At 72.9% G+C, this 18466-nt stretch carries 14 protein-coding genes; 5 read left to right on the top strand and 9 right to left on the bottom strand.

The features are described from left to right. Positions 1 to 45: 45 nt before the first annotated feature. The 3 genes from ACZ7D7_RS16340 to ACZ7D7_RS16330 form a co-directional block, all read right to left on the bottom strand. Entirely contained in the window at positions 46 to 1317 is a 1272-nt protein-coding gene (locus tag ACZ7D7_RS16340) for a M14 family metallopeptidase (RefSeq protein WP_470824964.1), read from the bottom strand. Next, positions 1314 to 3293: a Xaa-Pro dipeptidyl-peptidase gene (locus ACZ7D7_RS16335; RefSeq protein WP_470824963.1), complete on the bottom strand. Its 1980-nt coding sequence runs from the start codon at positions 3291 to 3293 to the stop codon at positions 1314 to 1316. The genes ACZ7D7_RS16340 and ACZ7D7_RS16335 overlap by 4 nt, the downstream gene beginning before the upstream one ends. A gap of 67 nt (positions 3294 to 3360) precedes the next feature. Further along, positions 3361 to 4839 (bottom strand): amino acid permease, encoded by a 1479-nt coding sequence (locus ACZ7D7_RS16330; RefSeq protein WP_470824962.1) that lies wholly within the window; start codon positions 4837 to 4839, stop codon positions 3361 to 3363. Positions 4840 to 5048: 209 nt separating this feature from the next. Between ACZ7D7_RS16330 and ACZ7D7_RS16325 the strand changes: the two genes are divergently transcribed. Continuing rightward, entirely contained in the window at positions 5049 to 5741 is a 693-nt protein-coding gene (locus ACZ7D7_RS16325; RefSeq protein ID WP_470824960.1) for a MerR family transcriptional regulator, read from the top strand. Positions 5742 to 5783: 42 nt separating this feature from the next. Here ACZ7D7_RS16325 and ACZ7D7_RS16320 read toward each other — a convergent pair whose 3' ends face one another. The 3 genes from ACZ7D7_RS16320 to ACZ7D7_RS16310 are packed head-to-tail and all read right to left on the bottom strand — an operon-like array spanning position 5784 to position 10392. Continuing rightward, positions 5784 to 7955: a 3-hydroxyacyl-CoA dehydrogenase NAD-binding domain-containing protein gene (locus ACZ7D7_RS16320; protein WP_470824958.1), complete on the bottom strand. Its 2172-nt coding sequence runs from the start codon at positions 7953 to 7955 to the stop codon at positions 5784 to 5786. Between the two features lie 50 nt (positions 7956 to 8005). Further along, on the bottom strand, positions 8006 to 9220 hold the full coding sequence (locus tag ACZ7D7_RS16315; protein ID WP_470824957.1) for an acetyl-CoA C-acetyltransferase: 1215 nt from the start codon (positions 9218 to 9220) through the stop codon (positions 8006 to 8008). A gap of 35 nt (positions 9221 to 9255) precedes the next feature. Then, positions 9256 to 10392, bottom strand: a complete 1137-nt coding sequence (locus ACZ7D7_RS16310) for a CaiB/BaiF CoA transferase family protein (RefSeq protein ID WP_470824956.1) — start codon at positions 10390 to 10392, stop codon at positions 9256 to 9258. 336 nt (positions 10393 to 10728) lie between these two features. Here ACZ7D7_RS16310 and ACZ7D7_RS16305 point away from each other — a divergent pair, with 336 nt between their 5' ends. Further along, positions 10729 to 11907: a saccharopine dehydrogenase family protein gene (locus ACZ7D7_RS16305; protein WP_470824955.1), complete on the top strand. Its 1179-nt coding sequence runs from the start codon at positions 10729 to 10731 to the stop codon at positions 11905 to 11907. Between the two features lie 82 nt (positions 11908 to 11989). Here ACZ7D7_RS16305 and mmpA read toward each other — a convergent pair whose 3' ends face one another. After that, entirely contained in the window at positions 11990 to 12130 is a 141-nt protein-coding gene (gene mmpA / locus ACZ7D7_RS16300) for a morphogenic membrane protein MmpA (protein ID WP_470824954.1), read from the bottom strand. Positions 12131 to 12192: 62 nt separating this feature from the next. Continuing rightward, positions 12193 to 12939 (bottom strand): endonuclease V, encoded by a 747-nt coding sequence (locus ACZ7D7_RS16295; protein WP_470824953.1) that lies wholly within the window; start codon positions 12937 to 12939, stop codon positions 12193 to 12195. 205 nt (positions 12940 to 13144) lie between these two features. On the opposite strand from ACZ7D7_RS16295, the gene ssgD reads away from it, so the two are divergent. Then, positions 13145 to 13558 carry a spore wall synthesis regulator SsgD gene (ssgD, locus tag ACZ7D7_RS16290; protein WP_470824951.1) on the top strand — a complete coding sequence of 138 codons (414 nt, stop codon included), beginning with the start codon at positions 13145 to 13147 and terminating at the stop codon, positions 13556 to 13558. A gap of 19 nt (positions 13559 to 13577) precedes the next feature. On the opposite strand, the gene ACZ7D7_RS16285 is transcribed toward ssgD, so the two are convergent. Further along, positions 13578 to 14219 (bottom strand): GOLPH3/VPS74 family protein, encoded by a 642-nt coding sequence (locus tag ACZ7D7_RS16285; protein WP_470824950.1) that lies wholly within the window; start codon positions 14217 to 14219, stop codon positions 13578 to 13580. A 300-nt stretch (positions 14220 to 14519) separates the two neighbouring features. Between ACZ7D7_RS16285 and ACZ7D7_RS16280 the strand changes: the two genes are divergently transcribed. After that, a complete protein-coding gene (locus ACZ7D7_RS16280; RefSeq protein WP_470824949.1) occupies positions 14520 to 16142 on the top strand; it encodes an ABC-F family ATP-binding cassette domain-containing protein in 1623 nt (540 codons plus the stop codon). Positions 16143 to 16152: 10 nt separating this feature from the next. Continuing rightward, positions 16153 to 18414 carry an ATP-binding cassette domain-containing protein gene (locus tag ACZ7D7_RS16275; protein WP_470824947.1) on the top strand — a complete coding sequence of 754 codons (2262 nt, stop codon included), beginning with the start codon at positions 16153 to 16155 and terminating at the stop codon, positions 18412 to 18414. Positions 18415 to 18466: the final 52 nt, after the last annotated feature.

The raw sequence follows: 18466 nt of genomic DNA, 5'->3' as shown, positions 1-18466 counted from the left end.
CGCGCTCGATACGCTGCTACCACAAGTGCCGCCGTTCTCACCTCTTCAGCAGTTCGTGTCCGGTTCACCGGTCGTCAAGTGATACGCCGCCCTCCCGTCCAGCAGCAGGGGGACGAGCGCGCGCATCGGCTGACGCAGCGGTACCCGGGCGCCTTCCCCGTCCTGCGTCGCGCGAACACCGTGAAGTGCCAGTTCGTCGCCGAATTCCGCGTACTGGGCGGCGTCGAGGCGGTAGGCGCAGGGCGGGTCCTGGATCACCTCGGCCGGTTCGGCGGGGTCGTTGTCGGCGCCGCCGAGGTACACGGGGCCGGTGTCGGCGAGGCCCGCTGTCCGGGCCGCGCCCGTGGCCGCCTCGACCCGGCCGCGCCGTTCGTTCGCGAACCCGAACAGGCCGTCGAGGGCGGCGAGCTGGGACGTCACGCGGCGCCGGTTGTTGAGCGCCTCGTCGGCCCGCTCGGCCTCCGTGAGGGCGTCGACGCGGCTCTCGATGAGCAGGCCCACCGCATGCTTGATGCCGGACATATTGCGAAGAATACGTTCTTGTCCGTCACCTGCGACCTGGCGGATCGGGTCGCCGGTGGCCGGGTCGGTCCAGATCCCGTAGGTGCCGGTGGAGTGGCCGGCGGCCCCGGCGGCGGGACGGACGTACTCCTGGGAGAGCGTGGCGGCCTCGTCGTGCACGGCCGGGTGCGCGTTCAGGTTGCGCGGCCACAGGTCGAAGAGGTCCTTGTCGTAGTACGGGGGTGTGGCGCCGTACTCGTGCAGGTCGTACACGATGTCGGGGGCGTGGTCCCGGACGACGGCGGCCAGGGCCCGGCCCTCGGCCGTCCGCAGCGCGACGTGGTCGCGGTTGACGTCCACGCCGTCGCCGTTGCCCCGGGTGCCGGCGGCGCGGCCGTCGGGGTTGGCGGTGGGCACGACGAGCACCGTGGTGCGCTCCAGGAAACGGCGGGTGCCCGTGTCCCGCGCGAACGCCAGGTCGCGGACGGTCGTCAGGCACGCCTCGCGGCCGGAGGGCTCGTCGCCGTGCTGGCTGCACACGAGCAGCACCGTGTTCGGCGCGGGGCTCGTGCCGATCCGGACGAGCTGGACCGGGCGGCCCTGCTCGGTCGTGCCGGCGCGGTCGACGGACACGCGGGCGCTCGCCCGGTCTACGGCGGCGAGGAACTCCCACTCCTCGGGCTGGGTCGTCCAGCGGGCGCCGTCGGTGCGCTCGAAACCGGTGCGGGGCGGGGTGCCGTTCGCGGTCGCCGGTGTCGCCACCAGGGACGCGGCGAGGGCCGCCGTGATCAGGGTCAGGGCGCGGAGACGGTTCACCGGGCTCCCTCCGGGACGCGGTGGGTGGTGCGGGGTTCGGGCACGCCGTCCAGGGCGGTGGGCGCGGGTGCGGCGGCCGGCCCGCCGGCGGTGGCGCGGGCGAAGGCCGCCGCGCCGCCGGTGAACGGTACGCGCGCCGAGGTGCGGGACAGGTCCACCGTCAGCGTCGGGGTGTCGGCGGGCGGGTCGATGAGGCCCTGGTCCGTGCCGCCGACGATCAGCGCGAGGCGGTGGCCCGCGGGGACGACGTGGTCGGTGGCGGCCAGGTCGAGGGTGAGGGTGTAGGGGCGGCCCGGGGTGAGCGGGGCGCCCCGGTCGGAGGCGTGGTTGCCGAGGTCGGCCCAGCCGCGGCTGACGATCGTGTAGTCGACGTCGGCGGTCTTCGCGCGGGTCTCCTTGAAGCAGGCGCTGTCGCCGGTGGTGCTCGCGCCCCAGCAGGTGCGGTCGGTGAGCGTGGTGATGCCCTCGCCGTCGGAGGCGTAGTCGCGGATCGTGTCGGGGCCGAGGTCCACGAGAACGGCGGACAGGTGGGCGGTCGGCGTGCTCGGGGTCACGGTGACGGTGAGCCGGGAGGAACCCGCGACGCGCAGGTCACGGGAGAGGGGCGCGGTGGTGAAGCCGGCCTTGTCGGGCGTGGACCGGTCGATGTGCGCGGCCCAGTCGGTCTCGCCGTGCGCCGGGTCGTCGGTGAACGTCTCGGTGCCGGTGGCCGGGGCGAGGCCGAGGGTGCCGACGCCGGGGCGGTCGCCGGGGGCAGGGCGCAGGTTCACGGCGTCGGTGCCGCGCGGGGGCCACTGCTTCGAGGTGACCCACTGGTCGGGGCTCCGCTCGATGTCGGCCATCGGCTCGCGGTCGATGCCGTTGTCGTGGCCGAGGAGTTGGTGGTCGAACCAGCGGTGCAGGGTCTCGACCCAGGTGGCGCGGCGGAAGTCGAACGGGTCGACGTGGCCGGTCTGGGAGAGCCAGATCTTGCGCTCGACGCCGTGCCGGGCGAGGGCGTCCCACCAGGGACCGACGTGCTGCATACGGACGTTGAGATCCTGCATACCGTGGACGAGGAACACGCTGGCCTTCACCTTGCTCGCGGCCCGCGTGTAGTCGCGTTCGGTCCACAGCGGCGTCCAGTCGCCCGTGCGGGGCGCGCCTTCGACGAGGCCGCGCTGCACGGCGGCGCACTTGGCGCGCGCGTCGGGGCTGTTGACGTAGTGCGACAGCCAGTCGGGGCCGGAGTCGTACAGCGGGGCGCCCTTGGCGAAGTAGTAGTCGTACCAGGAGGAGATGGCGGCGATCGGGACGATCGTCTCCAGGCCCTCCACGCCGGTCGCGGCGACGCCGTTGGCGATGGTGCCGTCCCAGCTCTTGCCGATCATGCCGGTGCGGCCGTTGGTCCAGGAGGCCTTGGCACGGTCGGTGCCGGTGCGGGTGGTGTACGCCCTGCCGCGGCCGTTGAGCCAGTCGACGACCGCCTTCGCGGACTGGATGTCGGAGCGGCCGCCGACGTCGACGCAGCCGTCGGAGCGGTTGGTGCCGGCGAGGTCGACCCCGACGACGGCGTAGCCGCGCGGCACGAAGTAGTTGTCGTAGTACAGAGGCATCTGCACGACGTCGCCGTCCGCGTCGTACGTCTTCTTCTGGCTCTCGTTGCCGCGTCCGCAACAGGCGTAGTACGGGCTGGCGTCCATGATGACGGGGACCTTGCGGCCCTGCCGGGCGGGTTCCCGGGGCCGGACGATGTCGACGGCGACGCGGTCGCCGCGCCCGTCGCCGTCCCCGTCCAGGCCGGTGTCGACCCAGACGGCCTCGCGGACAGCGTTGTCGTACGAGTGGACGGGGCGGCTCTCGGGCGGGGTGGAGGCGAGCGCCGGTGCGGGGGCGGCCGAGGCGGTGGTGGGGGTGGTCAGGGCGGTGGCCAGCAGCGCGGCCGTGGCCGCCGTCGCGAGCGTTCTCCAGATCGTGAAGCGCGTGCGTATCGGCATGCGCGGACGGTACATCGGTCAACTGGCGCAAAGAAGAGGGCCGATGGACAGCCGCCCTGACGTTACGTCAGGAAACGTCCCGTTTCGTCAGTTCCGTCAGCTCGCGGTCCGCCGTCCTGGCGACGCGTCGCCGCACCCCGTACCAGCCGACGACCAGCATCACCGCGATCACCGGCACGAGCAGCAAAGTCTTGCGGCCGACCTCGGGGTCGTTCCCCATCAGGCCGAGGACCGCCACCAGGAACGCGATCGTCACGATCTCCGTGACCGGGCTGCCCGGCAGGCGGAACGCCGGGCGGGTGAGCTCGCCCGCCCGGGCGCGGCGGACGAAGACGAGGTGGCAGATCATGATGATCACCCACGTGCTGATGATGCCGAGCGAGGCGACGTTCAGCACGATCTCGAAGGCCTGGGCCGGCATGAGGTAGTTGAGGCCGACGCCGAGCACGCACACCGCGCAGGTGAGCAGGATGCCGCCGTAGGGGACCTGGCTGCGGTTCATCACGGCGGTGAACCTCGGGGCCGAGCCGGCCATCGCCATGGAGCGCAGGATGCGGCCTGTGGAGTACAGGCCCGAGTTCAGCGACGACATGGCCGCGGTCAGCACCACCAGGTTCATCACGTCGCCGGCCGCCGGGACGCCGATCTTCGACAGGACCGTCACGAAGGGGCTCTGGTCGGCCGAGTACACCGACCCCGGGAGCAGCAGCGCGAGGAGGACCACGGAGCCGACGTAGAACAGGCCCACGCGCCACATGATCGAGTTCACCGCGCGCGGGACGACCTTCTCCGGCTCGGCGGTCTCGCCCGCCGCGACGCCGACCAGCTCCAGCGCGGCGTAGGCGAAGATCACGCCCTGCATGACGAGGACGACCGGCATCACGCCGTGCGGGAAGACCCCGCCGTTGTCGGTGATGACGCTCAGGCCGGGGGTGCCGCCGCCCACCTCGTGCCGGGTCGCCAGCAGGAAGACGCCGATCAGCATGAACGCGACGAGTGTGGCCACCTTGATGATCGCGAACCAGAACTCCAGCTCGCCGAAGATCTTCACGGAGATCAGGTTCACGGCGAGCACGACCGCGAGGGCGGCCAGCGCCAGCACCCATTGCGGGATGTCGGTGAACAGGCTCCAGTAGTGCGTGTACAGCGCGATCGCGGTGATGTCGGCGATGCCCGTCGTCGACCAGTTCAGGAAGTACATCCAGCCGGCGACGTACGCGCCCTTCTCGCCGAGGAACTCGCGCGCGTACGACACGAAGGAGCCCGAGGAGGGGCGGTACAGGACGAGTTCGCCGAGGGCGCGGACCACGAAGAACGCGAAGACGCCGCACACGAGGTAGGCGAGCGCGAGCGCCGGGCCCGCGGAGTGGAGGCGTCCTCCGGCGCCCAGGAAGAGGCCGGTGCCGATCGCGCCTCCGATGGCGATCATGTTGACGTGGCGGGCCTTGAGGTCCTTGCTGTAACCGGCGTCGCCCGCGTCCGCGGGCGTTCGGGCCGCCCCGGTGCGGGTCGCGGCCTGTGCCGTGTCCACGGCGTCCTTGCTCACGGGTGGTTCTGCTCTCTGGTGCCGCCCGGGCGGGTCTCCCCCGGGTTTCCTGACGTGTCATGGCCGGCGCCCCTGGGTGCGGGCACAGACCACGGGGCCACCTTCCCCGACAAACGCCCTGGTAGGCGGTGGGGTACGTCATAGAGCGGGACATCTCACACGGCGCCGGAGGGTTTCACAGTTCTGGTGAGACAGTGATACTGCTGCACATGACGACCGACACCGAGCAGCCGACCCTCACGATCGACGAGCTGGCCGCGCGGTCCGGCGTCACGGTCCGCACCGTCCGCTTCTACGGCACGCGCGGCCTCCTGCCGCCGCCGGTCCTCGGCCCGCGCCGGGTGGGGCGCTACGGCAGGGAGCACCTGGCGCGGCTCGCCCTCATCGAGGAGTTGCAGGCGCAGGGCATGACCCTGGCCGGGATCGAACGCTATCTGGAGCAGTTGCCGGCGGACCTGAGCGCCGACGACCTCGCCATCCACCGGGCGGTGGTGGCCTCGTGGGCGCCCGACTCGGTGGCGACCGTGTCGCTGGAGGAGTTGCGGCGGCGGGCCGGACGGCCGCTGGACGACGGCGACGTGGAGCGGCTGGTGGCGATGGACGTCGTCACGCGCGACGGCGACGACTTCCGCGTCGACTCGGGCCTGCTGCGCCTCGGCGTGCAGTTGCTGGACGTACCGCTGTCGCAGGAGTCGATCCTCGCCGCGCGGACCGTTCTCACGGAGCACGCGCGTGCCGCCGCGCACGAGCTGTCGCAGTTGCTGCGCGGCGAGACGTCGGAGCGGGCCGCGCGGGACGTGCGGTCGCTGTCGGCCCACATGCAGCCGATCGTGGTGCAGGCGCTGCTCACCGCGTTCCAGCGGTCGCTGCGGGAGGAGCTGCGGGCCTGGGTGGACCGGTGACCGGCCCGCGGGACGGCCGAGAGCCGTCCCGCGGGTGGCGGGTCAGTCGGAGAACGTCTCGCCCTTGTCCGCCTTCTCCACCAGCAGCGCGGGCGGCGTGAACCGCTCGCCGTACCGGTCGGCGAGTTCACGCGCGCGTGCCACGAAGCCGGGCAGGCCGCCCTCGTAGCCGTTGATGTACTGCAGGACGCCGCCGGTCCAGCCGGGGAAGCCGATGCCCAGGATGGAGCCGATGTTGGCGTCGGCGACCGACGTGAGCACCCCCTCCTCCAGCAGGCGGACGGTGTCCAGGGCCTCCGAGAACAGCATGCGTTCCTGCATGTCCTCGAAGGGGATGGTGTGGCCGGGCTTCGTGAAGTGCTCACGCAGGCCGGGCCACAGGCCGGCGCGCTTTCCGCTGTCGTCGTAGTCGTAGAAGCCGGCGCCGCCGCTGCGGCCGGTGCGGCCGAACTCGTCGACCATGCGGTCCACGACCGCCTCGGCGGGGTGCGTCTGCCAGGTGCCGCCCGCCTCCTCGACGGCCCGCTTGGACTCGGCGCGGATCTTGCGCGGCAGGGTGAGCGTCAGCTCGTCCATGAGGGAGAGGACCTTGGCCGGGTAGCCGGCCTGGGCGGCGGCCTGCTCGACGGAGGCCGGTTCGATGCCCTCGCCGACCATGGCGACGCCCTCGTTGATGAAGTGGCCGATGACGCGGGAGGTGAAGAAGCCGCGCGAGTCGTTGACCACGATCGGCGTCTTGTTGATCTGCCGGACCAGGTCGAAGGCGCGGGCGAGGGCCTCGTCGCCGGTGCGCTCGCCCTTGATGATCTCCACGAGCGGCATCTTGTCGACGGGCGAGAAGAAGTGCAGCCCGATGAAGTCGCCCTGCCGCTCGACGCCTTCGGCGAGGACGGTGATGGGCAGCGTGGAGGTGTTGGAGCACAGCAGCGCGTCGGGGGCGACGACGTGCTGGATCTCCTGGAACACCTTGTGCTTGAGGGCGGTGTCCTCGAACACGGCCTCGATGACGGCGTCGCAGCCGGCGAGGTCCTGCGGGTCCGCGGTGGGCGTGATGCGGGCGAGGAGCGCGTCGGCCTTCGCTTGCGTGGTGCGGCCCTTGGCGACGGCCTTGGCGCAGAGCTTCTCCGAGTAGCCCTTGCCCTTGGCGGCGGCCTCGGCGGAGACGTCCTTGAGGACGACGTCGATGCCGGCGCGGGCGCACGAGTAGGCGATGCCGGCGCCCATCATCCCGGCGCCGAGGACGGCGACCTTGCTGACCTTGCGGGGCTCGACGCCCTTCGGGCGGTTGGCGCCGGAGTTGACGGCCTGGAGGTCGAAGAAGAACGCCTGGATCATGTTCTTCGACGTCTGCCCGGCGGCGAGTTCGACGAAGTAGCGGGCCTCGATGACCTGCGCGGTCTCGAAGTCGACCTGGGCGCCCTCGACGGCGGCGGCCATGATGTTGCGCGGTGCCGGGTAGGGCGCGCCGTTGGTCTGCTTGCGCAGGTTGGCCGGGAACGCGGGCAGGTTGGCGGCGAACTTCGGGTTCGACGGGGTGCCGCCGGGGATGCGGTGGCCCGGCCTGTCCCAGGGCTGCTGGGACTCGGGGTTGGCGTCGATGAACGCGCGGGCCTTGGCGAGGAGTTCGTCGCGGGTCTCGGCGACGTCGTCCACGAGACCGTTGTCGAGGGCACGGCGCGGGTTGTACTGGGTGCCCTGGAGGAGCACCTTCAGCAGCGCGTCGGTGATGCCGAGCATGCGCACGGTGCGGACGACGCCGCCGCCTCCGGGCAGCAGGCCGAGGGTGACCTCGGGGCAGCCGATCTTGGAGCCGGGCGCGTCGAGGGCGATCCGGTGGTGGCAGGCGAGGGCGATCTCGTAACCGCCGCCGAGGGCCGCGCCGTTGATGGCGGCGACGACGGGCTTGCCGAGGGTCTCGATGCGGCGCAGGTTGCGCTTGATGGCCATGCCGCCGTCGAAGAGGTCCTGGGCGGTCTCGGGGGTGACGCGGATCAGGTCGCGCAGGTCGCCGCCGGCGAAGAAGGTCTTCTTGGCGGAGGTGACGATGACGCCCCGGACGGAGTCCTTCTCGGCCTCCAGGCGGTCGGTGATCGCGGCGAGCGACTCCCGGAACGCCTGGTTCATGGTGTTCGCGGACTGGTTCGGGTCGTCGAGGACGAGGGTGACGACACCCGTGTCGTCCTGTTCCCAGCGGATCGTGGTGCTCTCGGTCATGGCAGGGGTCTCCGTAGAGGTCTCGGAAGTCTCGTGGTCCGCGGGGAGGTTCAGACGCGCTCGACGATGGTGGCGATGCCCATGCCGCCGCCGACGCACAGCGTGGCGAGGCCGAACCGCTTGTCCTGGCGCTCCAGTTCGTCCACGAGCGTGCCGAGGATCATGGCGCCGGTCGCGCCGAGCGGGTGACCGAGGGCGATGGCGCCGCCGTTGACGTTGACCTTGTCCAGGGGCAGGTCCATGTCCTTCACGAACCGCAGCACGACCGCGGCGAACGCCTCGTTGATTTCCACCAGGTCGATGTCGTCCATGGTGAGGCCGGCCTTGGCGAGCGCCTTGCGGGCGGCGGGGGCGGGTCCGGTGAGCATGATGGTGGGCTCGGATCCGGACACGGCGGCGGAGACGATCCGCGCGCGCGGCGTGAGGCCGTTCCGCTCCCCCGCCTCCTTGGAGCCGATGGCGACGAGGGCGGCGCCGTCCACGATGCCGGAGGAGTTGCCCGCGTGGTGGACGTGGTCGATCCTCTCCACCCAGTGGTACTTCTGCAGCGCGACGGCGTCGAAGCCGCCGAGTTCGCCGATGTCCGCGAAGGACGGCTTGAGCTTCCCGAGGGAGTCGGCGGTGGTGCCGGGCCGCATGTGCTCGTCGTGGTCGAGGACGACGAGGCCGCTGCGGTCCTTCACCGGGACGACGGACCGCTCGAAGCGGTTCTCCTTCCAGGCGGTGGCCGCGCGCTCCTGCGACAGCGCCGCGTACTCGTCCACGTCGCGCCGGGAGAAGCCCTCGATGGTGGCGATCAGGTCGGCGCCGATGCCCTGCGGCACGAAGTTGGTGGCGAGGTTCGTCATCGGGTCGTTGAACCAGGCGCCGCCGTCGGAGGCCATCGGCACGCGCGACATCGACTCGACGCCGCCCGCGAGGACGAGGTCCTCCCAGCCCGAACGGACCTTGGCGGCAGCCATGTTGACGGCTTCGAGGCCCGACGCGCAGAAGCGGTTCTCCTGCACGCCGGCGACCGTGTCGGGCAGTCCGGCGGCGATCGCGGCGATGCGGGCGATGTCGGAGCCCTGGTCGCCGACCGGGCCGACGACACCGAGCACGACGTCGTCGATGGCCGCCGGGTCCAGGTCCGGGAAGCGGGCGCGGATCTCGTGCATGAGGCCCACGACGAGGTCCACGGGCTTCGTGCCGTGCAGGGCGCCGTTCGCCTTGCCGCGACCGCGCGGGGTGCGGATCGCGTCGTACACGTACGCTTCGGTGCTCACAGGTACGCCTTTCCAGGAGGGTTTGGCCGAGCGGGTCAGGGGCGGTCGGGGTCGACTGAGGGCACGTCCCAGTCGCGGGCCACCTCCGCCGCGCCGTCGCCCGGCCGGGCGGGTCCGGAGCGGACGGTGGTGGGGGTGGCGGAGAAGCGGGGCGCGGGGGCGGGCTGGGTGATGCCGCCGTGGCCGGTGAACGTGCCGCGGGCCGCCAGGTGCGGGTGGTGCGGGGCCTCCCGCAGTGACAGCACCGGCGCCACGCACGCGTCGGAGCCCTCGAAGACGGCCGTCCACTCGTCGCGGGTACGGCTCTTGAAGCGGGCCGCGACCGCCTCGCGCAGTTCACCCCAGCGGGTGACGTCCGTCCGGTCCGGGGCGGTGTCCGGCAGGCCGAGCAGCTCGCGGAACTCGTCGTAGAACCGGTCCTCCAGGGCGCCGACCGCCATGTAGCGGCCGTCGGCCGTCTCGTACGTGCCGTAGAAGGGGGCCGCGCCGTCCAGGAGGTTGGCCGAGCGGCGGTCCTGCCAGGCGCCGGCGGCGAGCATGCCGTGCAGCATCGTGGACAGGTGGGCGGTGCCGTCGACGATGGCGGCGTCCACGACCTGCCCGGCGCCGGTCGCGCGCGCGTGGTGCAGGGCGGCGAGGGCGCCGACGGCGAGGTAGAGGGCGCCGCCCGCGTAGTCCCCGAGGAGGTTGGCCGCGACGGGCGGCGGGCTGCCGGGGGCGCCGGTCATGCCGAGGGCCCCGGTGAGCGCGATGTAGCCGATGTCGTGCCCGGCGCGGTGCGCGAGGGGGCCCTGCTGGCCCCAGCCGGTCATCCGGCCGTAGACCAGCGCGGGGTTGCGGGCGTGGCAGTCGGCGGGGCCGACGCCGAGCCGTTCGGCGACGCCGGGGCGGTAGCCCTCTATGAGGATGTCGGCGCGTTCGGCGAGGTCGAGGACGCGGGCCGGGCCGTCGGGCGCCTTCAGGTCGACGACGACCGAGCGCTTGTTGCGGTTGGTGACGTCGTGGTCGGGGTCGAGGGCGAGTCCGGGCCCGCCGGGGCGGTCCACGCGTACGACGTCGGCGCCGAGGTCGCCGAGGAGCATCGCGGCGAACGGGCCGGGCCCGATGCCGGCCAGCTCGACCACGCGCACGCCGGTGAGCGGGCCGTGCGCGGGTGATGGTGCGGCGGTCATCGCGCCCCCTGGTCGACTGTGACACAAGTGATGTAACACCGGCGATGCTATGGACGTCCGTCGGTTGGCACAAGGGGTGGGCAAGCGGGCGCTTAGCTGTTTGTAGTGAGCGTACTCCGGGTGGCCGTCCGGGGGCTGTGCCCCCCGAACCCCCCTTCGGCGCTTCGCGCCTCGTCCTCAAACGCCGGACGGGCTGGGATGCCGGGCAGGCCGGGATGCCGGGCGGGCTGGGGTGCCGGGCGGACCGGGATCGCCAAGCAGGGTGGGATTGCGAAGCGGGCTGGGATTGCTAACCTCGGCCGGCGGCCAACGGTGTGCTGCGGAGCGAGGGGTGTCATGAGCAGGCTGAACAGGGCCGAGCGGCCGTACGACGTCGTGCTCTTCGGGGCCACCGGATTCGTCGGGACGCTCACCGCGGAGTATCTCGCCGCGCACGCTCCCGAAGGGCTGCGGTGGGCGATCGCCGGGCGTGACGAGGAGCGGTTGCGGCGGCTGCGGGAGCGGCTGGGCGGCGGCTCGGAACCGGGTGTGCTGCGCGCCGACGTATCGGACCCGGGCTCGCTGCGCCGGCTCGCCGAGCACGCGCGCGTGGTGGCGACGACCGTGGGCCCGTACGTGACGTACGGGGAGGAACTGGTCGCCGCCTGCGCGGACACCGGCGCCGACTATCTGGACCTCTCGGGCGAGCCGGAGTTCGTGGACCTGATGTACGTCCGGCACGACGCACGCGCGCGGGAGACCGGTGCGCGTCTCGTGCACGCGTGCGGGTTCGACTCCGTGCCGCACGACCTGGGCGTGTACTTCACCGTGCGGCAGTTGCCGCAGGGCGTGCCGCTGAGCGTGGAGGGCTTCGTGACCGCCGACGCGGCGTTCTCCGGCGGCACGTTCGCCTCCGCCCTCAACCAGTTCGCGCGCGTGCGCGGCATGCGCGGCGCCGCGCTGGAGCGGCGCCGCCACGAGCCGCGGCTGGTGGGGCGGCGGGCGTCGGCGCCGACGGGCACGCCGCACTTCGCCCCGTCGGTCGGCGCGTGGGCACTGCCGCTGCCGACGATCGACCCGCAGATCGTGCGGCGTTCGGCGAGGGCTCTGGAGCGCTACGGCCCCGACTTCCGCTACCGGCACTACGCGGCGGTGCGGCACCTGCCCGTCGCAGTGGGCGGCGTGGCGGCCGTCGGCGGACTGTTCGCGGCGGCCCAACTGCCGCCCGCCCGGCGCTGGTTGTCCGACCGGATCAAGCCGGGCGAGGGCCCGGGGCCTCAGAAGCGGGCCAAGAGCTGGTTCACCGTGCGGTTCGTCGGCGAGGGCGGCGGCCGGCGGGTGTTCACGGAGGTCGCGGGCGGTGACCCCGGGTACGGGGAGACCGCGAAGATGTTCGCCGAGTCGGCGCTGTCCCTGGCGTTCGACGATCTGCCGCCGACCTCCGGTCAGGTCACGACGGCGGTGGCGATGGGCGACGCGCTGACCGAGCGGCTGCGCGCGGCCGGGATCCGCTTCCGGGTCGTCGCCGAGCGGTGACGGGCGGTGGCGGGCGGTGGCGGGGCCCGTGCCGAGCGGTGACGGGCGTCAAGCCCGAGAGGTCACCGGCGGGCCGCCCCCGTCACCACACCGCGACGGTGTAGATCATCCCCGCGATCCAGGCGAGTCCGGCCAGCGCGGCGAGGACCAGCGCGGCGCTGACCGCCCGCTCGACGGTCTGGCTGGGGTGGGCAACGGGCTTGGGGGCGCGGTGCGTTGTCATGCCCGCAAGCCTGCCGGGCGGGCCCCCGCCGCCGTATCCGCGCGGGTACTCAGAGGACGTACTCAGATCCCGGACGCCCCGGGCGCACCGGTCGCCCCGGACGCCTCCGTCGCCCCGGTCGCCCCGGTCGCCCGCCGCAGTGCCGCGCGGCACAGGGCGTCCGCCCTGCGGGTGGTCTCCGGCAGGCGGTAGGACGGGGTGAGCGCCAGGGTGTGGGCGCAGGCGTTGTCGAGGCTCGTGCGGTGGCCGACGGAGACGAAGACCGGCTTCACGCCGTCCCGGGTGCGCAGCGCGCTGCCGACCTCCTCGGCTCCGGCGAGCAGCGCGGACCGGCTGCCGCGCGGCGCGGCCGGGTCGTCGTACGTGAAGGCGAAGGGGTTCTTGGCGACGCCGATGGTGGGCAGCCCCGTGAGGACGCCGAGGTGGCTCGCGAGGCCGAAGCGGCGCGGGTGGGCGAGCCCGTAGCCGTCGCAGACGACCAGGCCGGGCGGGCGGGGCAGGGCGTCGAGGGCGGCCAGCACGGTGGGGATCTCGCGGAAGGCGAGCAGGCCCGGCACGTACGGGAAGGAGATCCGGCCGACGGCGGTGGCCTCGCCGACGACGTCGAGGGTGGCCGCGTCGAGGACGACGGCCGCCGCGGCGACGACGTCCCGTTCGTCGTCGTAGGCGACGTCGACTCCGGTGACGTGACCCGTGCCGGGCGGCGGGCCCGGCTCGTCGAGCACCACCCGCTCGCGCAGTTCGTCCTGCACGGCGCGGGCCTCTTCCTCGGTCGCGGGCCACCCCGCGGGAATGCGTACGGTCGTCATGGTGACGACGAGCGTACGGGCAGCTCGCGGGCGGGGCCCAACTGCCGTGCGGGGCGGGCCGGAAGAGGACGGCGGACGCCGCGCATGAAGGCGGTGACAGAGGTCACTCGCCCACCCTGTGCACGGATTGAAGCATTCCGTCGTCTCATCCAGTGCACGGCCCGTCCGCCCGGGAGTCCTGCCAGCCGTCACAAGGAGCAAGGCGTTGTCCATCGTCATCGAGCAGCTCGTGGAGGCCCGTCTCGTGGCCGCCGCGCCCCGCATGCCGAGCATTCCCGCCACGCTGCACTACGACCGGCGCGACCCGTTCGCCGTCCGCATGACGTTCCCGGCCCCGGCCACCCTGGAGGGCGTGGAGGTCTGCTGGACCTTCGCGCGCGAGCTGCTCGCCGCCGGGCTGTGCGCGCCCGAGGGCCACGGCGACGTCCGGGTCCGCCCCTACGGCTACGACCGCACCGTGCTGGAGTTCCACGCCCCCGAGGGAACGGCCGTCGTGCACGTCCGTTCGGGTGACGTGCGCCGGTTCCTGGACGCGACGGGCGAACTCGTCCCCGTCGGCCTGGAGCACCGCCATCTCGGCCTGGACGAGGACCTGGCGGAGCTGATGCGCGACGCCTGACCCGTCGCTGCCGGTGCCGTCAGCGCGCCGACGGCACCGGCTGTGACGTCAGGGCCGCGCACAGTTCGGGCAGTACGGGCCGCAGGCCGGGCGCCGAGGCCGCCCGCCCGGTCAGCTCCCGGAGCCGGTGCGCGTGGCGGGTGAGGTCACCGTCCGGCACGAGGACGCGCGGCTGCGCGGCGGCGGCGAGGGCGACGAGCGCCGCGTCCGTCTCGGGGACCTCCGCGGCCGGCAGGCCACCCTCGAGGAGCCGGCGGGCGTGGTCGCGCAGCGCGGCCACGTCGGCGGCCCTGGCAGACGTGTACTCCACGGACGGGAACAGCCCCAGCACCCGGTGCCGTTCCGCGCGCACGAACCCCTCCGCGACCAGCTGCTCCCGTACGGCGTCCGCGGTGATCCGGGCGTGCAGCGTCACCCAGGCGCGCCATCCGTGCGGCAGGGACTCGCGGACGAGTTCCAGCAGGCCGTCGAGGACGGCGTCGCCGGTGGCGGAGTCCAGGTCGGCCGGGGTGGCGATGCCGTCGTCGTCGACGAGGAGCCGGCGACGGGCCAGCTCGGTGAGGGCGCCGGCCCGCACCAGGTGCCGCGCGGGCCGCGGTTCCGTGACGTCGCGCGCCAGGAGCTGGAGCCGGGCGGGCAGGGCGAGCGATCCGTGGAACACGGGGCCTCCTCGGGCCGTGCGGCCGACGGCGTGAAATCGCGTTGACACCCCGACGGCCCCCTTCGTACGGTTGCAGCGGTCCTGTTGCCGCCGATTGGAGAAGGACGTTGCTCGTCTGAGGTCCTGAGACACCGTGTCACACCCCGCGGGGTGTGCGTCGTGTGCGACCTCGGCGTTCGAGCCGTCCTTGCGGAACAGGGCTTTTCCCATGCCCTCGTCTTCCCTCCCGGCTGCCGGTCGTGCCTCGCGGTGTCTCGATACGCGATTGCCCCTGACCGCACCAAGCAACCGCGAGGCCGCATGTCCACTTTCGTCACCTGTACCTCCCTGTCCTTCGCCTGGCCCGACGGCACGCCCGTCTTCGAGGGCCTCGACGTCGCGTTCGGCGCCGGCCGCACCGGCCTCGTCGGCGTCAACGGCTCGGGAAAATCCACCCTGTTGAAGCTGATCGCCGGGGAGCTCACTCCGGCCGACGGCACCGTCCGCGTCACCGGCGAGGTCGGCCACCTGCCGCAGAACGTCACGCTCGACACGGCGCAGCGCGTCGACGAGACGCTCGGCATCGCGGCGAAGCGGGCCGCGCTGCACGCCATCGAGGCGGGCGACGTCGCCGAGGAACACTTCGAGACCGTCGGCGACGACTGGGACGTCGAGGAGCGCGCCCTGGCCACGCTCGGCGAGCTCGGCCTCGGCCGCATCGGGCTCGACCGCACCGTCGGCGAGGTGTCCGGCGGCGAGTCCGTGCTGCTCAGGCTGGCCGCGCTCCTGCTGCGCCGACCGGACGTGCTGCTGCTGGACGAGCCGACGAACAACCTCGACCTGTACGCCCGCCGGCGGCTGTACGCGGCCGTCCAGTCCTGGCCGGGCGTGCTGATCGTGGTCAGCCACGATCGCGAGCTGCTGGAACTCGTCGACCAGATCGCCGACCTGCGCGCCGGGGAGGTCGCCTGGTACGGCGGGAACTACTCCGCGTACGAGGCCGCCCTCGCCGCCGAGCAGGACGCCGCCGAACGCAAGGTGCGCGTCGCCGAGGCCGACCTGCGCAAGCAGAAGCGCGAACTGGCCGACGCCCAGGTCAAACTGGCCCGCCGCAAGCGGTACGGACAGAAGATGTGGGACCAGAAACGCGAGCCGAAAATCGTCATGGGGGCGCGCAAGCGCGCGGCGCAGGAATCCGCGGGCAAGCACCGCATCATGCACGAGGAGAGACTCGCCGAGGCCAAGGAGCGGCTCGACGAGGCGGCGGAGGCCGTGCGCGACGACGACGAGATCCGTGTCGACCTGCCGTACACGGCCGTGCCGCCGGGCCGCGACGTCCTCGCGCTCAGGGACCTGGAGCTGGTGTACGGGGCACGGGTGGCGGGCGCCTTCGAGCTGCGTGGCCCGGAGCGGGTCGCGCTGATCGGGCGCAACGGCGCGGGCAAGACCACGCTGCTGCGCACGATCGCCGGGGAACTGGAACCGGTGTCGGGCGAGGCGGTCGCGCACGTCCCGCTGCGGTTCCTGCCGCAGCGCCTCGACGTGCTCGACGGCGGGCTGACCGTCGCGGAGAACGTGGCGCGGTTCGCGCCGGGCGCCACCAACAACCGGATCAGGGCGCGCCTCGCCCGCTTCCTGTTCCGGGGCGCCCGCGCCGACCAGCAGGCCGGCACGCTGTCCGGCGGCGAACGCTTCCGGGCGACGCTGGCCGCGCTGATGCTGGCCGAGCCCGCGCCGCAACTGCTGATGCTGGACGAGCCGACGAACAACCTCGACATGGCGAGCGTCCGGCAGCTCACCACGGCCCTGGAGTCCTACGAGGGCGCACTGGTGGTGGCCAGTCACGACCTGCCGTTCCTGGCGTCGCTCGGCATCACGCGCTGGCTGGAACTGGACGGTGAGCTCACAGAAATCACGCCAGAGGCTGTCGGGATTACCTCCTAACGTCCCCGGCATGAGCGAGTTCATCACCATCACCGGAGCCCGGGAGAACAACCTGAAGGACGTCTCCCTGCGCATCCCGAAGGGCCGGCTGACCGTGTTCACCGGCGTTTCGGGGTCGGGGAAGTCCTCGGTCGTGTTCGACACGATCGCGGTGGAGTCGCGGCGCCAGCTGAACGAGACGTTCACCTGGTTCGTGCGCAACCGGCTGCCCAAGTACGAGCGGCCGCACGCGGAGTCCCTGGAGGACCTCTCCCCCGCGATCGTCGTCGACCAGCGGCCGGTCGGCGGCCACTCCCGGTCCACGGTCGGCACGATGACGGACGTCCACCCGGTGCTCAGGGTGCTGTTCTCGCGGCACGGCACCCCGAGCGCCGGCCCGGCGACCGCGTACTCCTTCAACGACCCCTCGGGCATGTGCCCCGAGTGCGACGGGCTCGGCCGGACGGTGCGCCCCGACTGGGGCCGCATCCTGGACGAGGACCTCTCCCTGGCCGAGGGGGCGGTCCGCTTCCCGCCGTTCGCGCCGGGCACCTGGCAGGGACAGGCGTACACCGGCACCACCGACCTGGACCCGCACAAGCCGGTGCGCGAGTTCACCGCCGCCGAACGGGAGTTCCTCATGCGGGGGCGGCCCGGCAGCAAGGTCACCGTCCACGCCACCGGGGGCACCTGGACCACCGAGTACGAGGGCCTCGCCGACCGCTTCGAACGGCTCTACCTCAAGCGGGACCTGTCCGCGATGAGCGAGAAGACCCGCGACCTGGTGCGCGCCCACCTCCTGGAGGGCGTCTGCCCGGGCTGCCGGGGCGCCCGCCTGAACGCGGCGGCGCTCGCGACCCGCATCCGCGGGCTGTCCATCGCCGACTGCACCCGCATGCAGGTCACGGACTTGATCGAGGTGCTGCGCGGCATCGACGACCCGGTGGCCCGGCCGATCGCCGGGGCGGCCGTCGCGGCGCTGGAGCGCATCGACGCGATCGGCCTCGGCTACCTCAGCCTGGACCGCGAGACCACCACCCTGTCGGGCGGCGAGGGGCAGCGGCTGAAGACGGTGCGGCACCTGGGCTCCAGCCTGACCGGGATGACGTACATCTTCGACGAGCCCAGCGTCGGACTGCACCCGCGCGACGTGGGCCGCCTCGGCGAACTCCTGCTCCGGCTGCGCGACAAGGGCAACACCGTGCTGGTGGTCGAGCACGACCCCGACGTGATCGCGCTCGCCGACCACGTCGTCGACATGGGCCCCGGCGCCGGCACGGACGGCGGCCGCGTCGTCTTCGAGGGCACCCCACGCGAACTGGCCGCGTCCGGCACCCCGACCGGGCGGTGCCTGGGCCGCCGCACCACCGTCAAGGACGAGGTCCGCACCCCCACCGGCGGGCTGTGGGTCAAGGGCGCCGACCGGCACAACCTGCGGGACGTCACCGTCGAGTTCCCGGCCGGCGTGCTCACCGCGGTGACCGGGGTCGCCGGGTCGGGCAAGTCCACGCTGGTCGCCGAATTCACCGACGCCCACCCGGACGCCGTGGTCGTGGACCAGTCCTCGGTCGGGATCTCCGCGCGGTCCACCCCGGCGACGTACGTCGGGATCATGGACACGGTGCGGAAGATCTTCGCGCGGGAGACCGGCGCCGCGCCCGGACTCTTCAGCTTCAACTCCACCGGCGCCTGCGCCACCTGCGGGGGCCGCGGGGTCATCCACACCGACCTCGCCTTCATGGACCCCGTCACCACGACCTGCCACGACTGCGAGGGACGGCGCTTCAGGGAGGAGGTGCTGCGGCTCACCGTCGACGGGCACTCCGTCGCCGACGTGCTGGAGATGACCGCGGCACGGGCCCTCGACGTTCTCGACGACGAGGCCGTACGGCGTCGGCTGGGCGCCCTGTGCGACGTCGGGCTGACCTACCTCACGCTCGGGCAGCCGCTGTCGACGCTGTCCGGCGGGGAGCGCCAGCGGATCAAGCTCGCCACCCGGCTGCACCGCACCGGCGCCGTGTACGTGCTGGACGAGCCGACGACCGGGCTGCACATGTCGGACGTCGACGCGCTGCTCGCCCTGCTGGACCGGCTCGTCGACGCCGGCAACACCGTCGTGGTCGTCGAGCACAACCTCGACGTGGTCGCGCACGCCGACCACGTGATCGACCTGGGGCCGGACGGCGGGCGCGACGGCGGGCGGGTGGTCTTCGAGGGGACACCGCGGCAGTTGCTCGCCTGCCGGGACTCGTTCACCGCGGAGCACCTCAGGAGGGCCACGGCCCGGTCGTGAGGGTTTGCCCGGCCCGGCCACGAGGGTTTGCCCTGCCCGGCCCGGTCCCGAG

The sequence above is a fragment of the Streptomyces sp. NPDC037054 genome (genome assembly GCF_055606745.1).
Note: the sequence above shows the minus strand (reverse complement) of the source record. Positions and strands in the feature narration are given on the sequence as shown.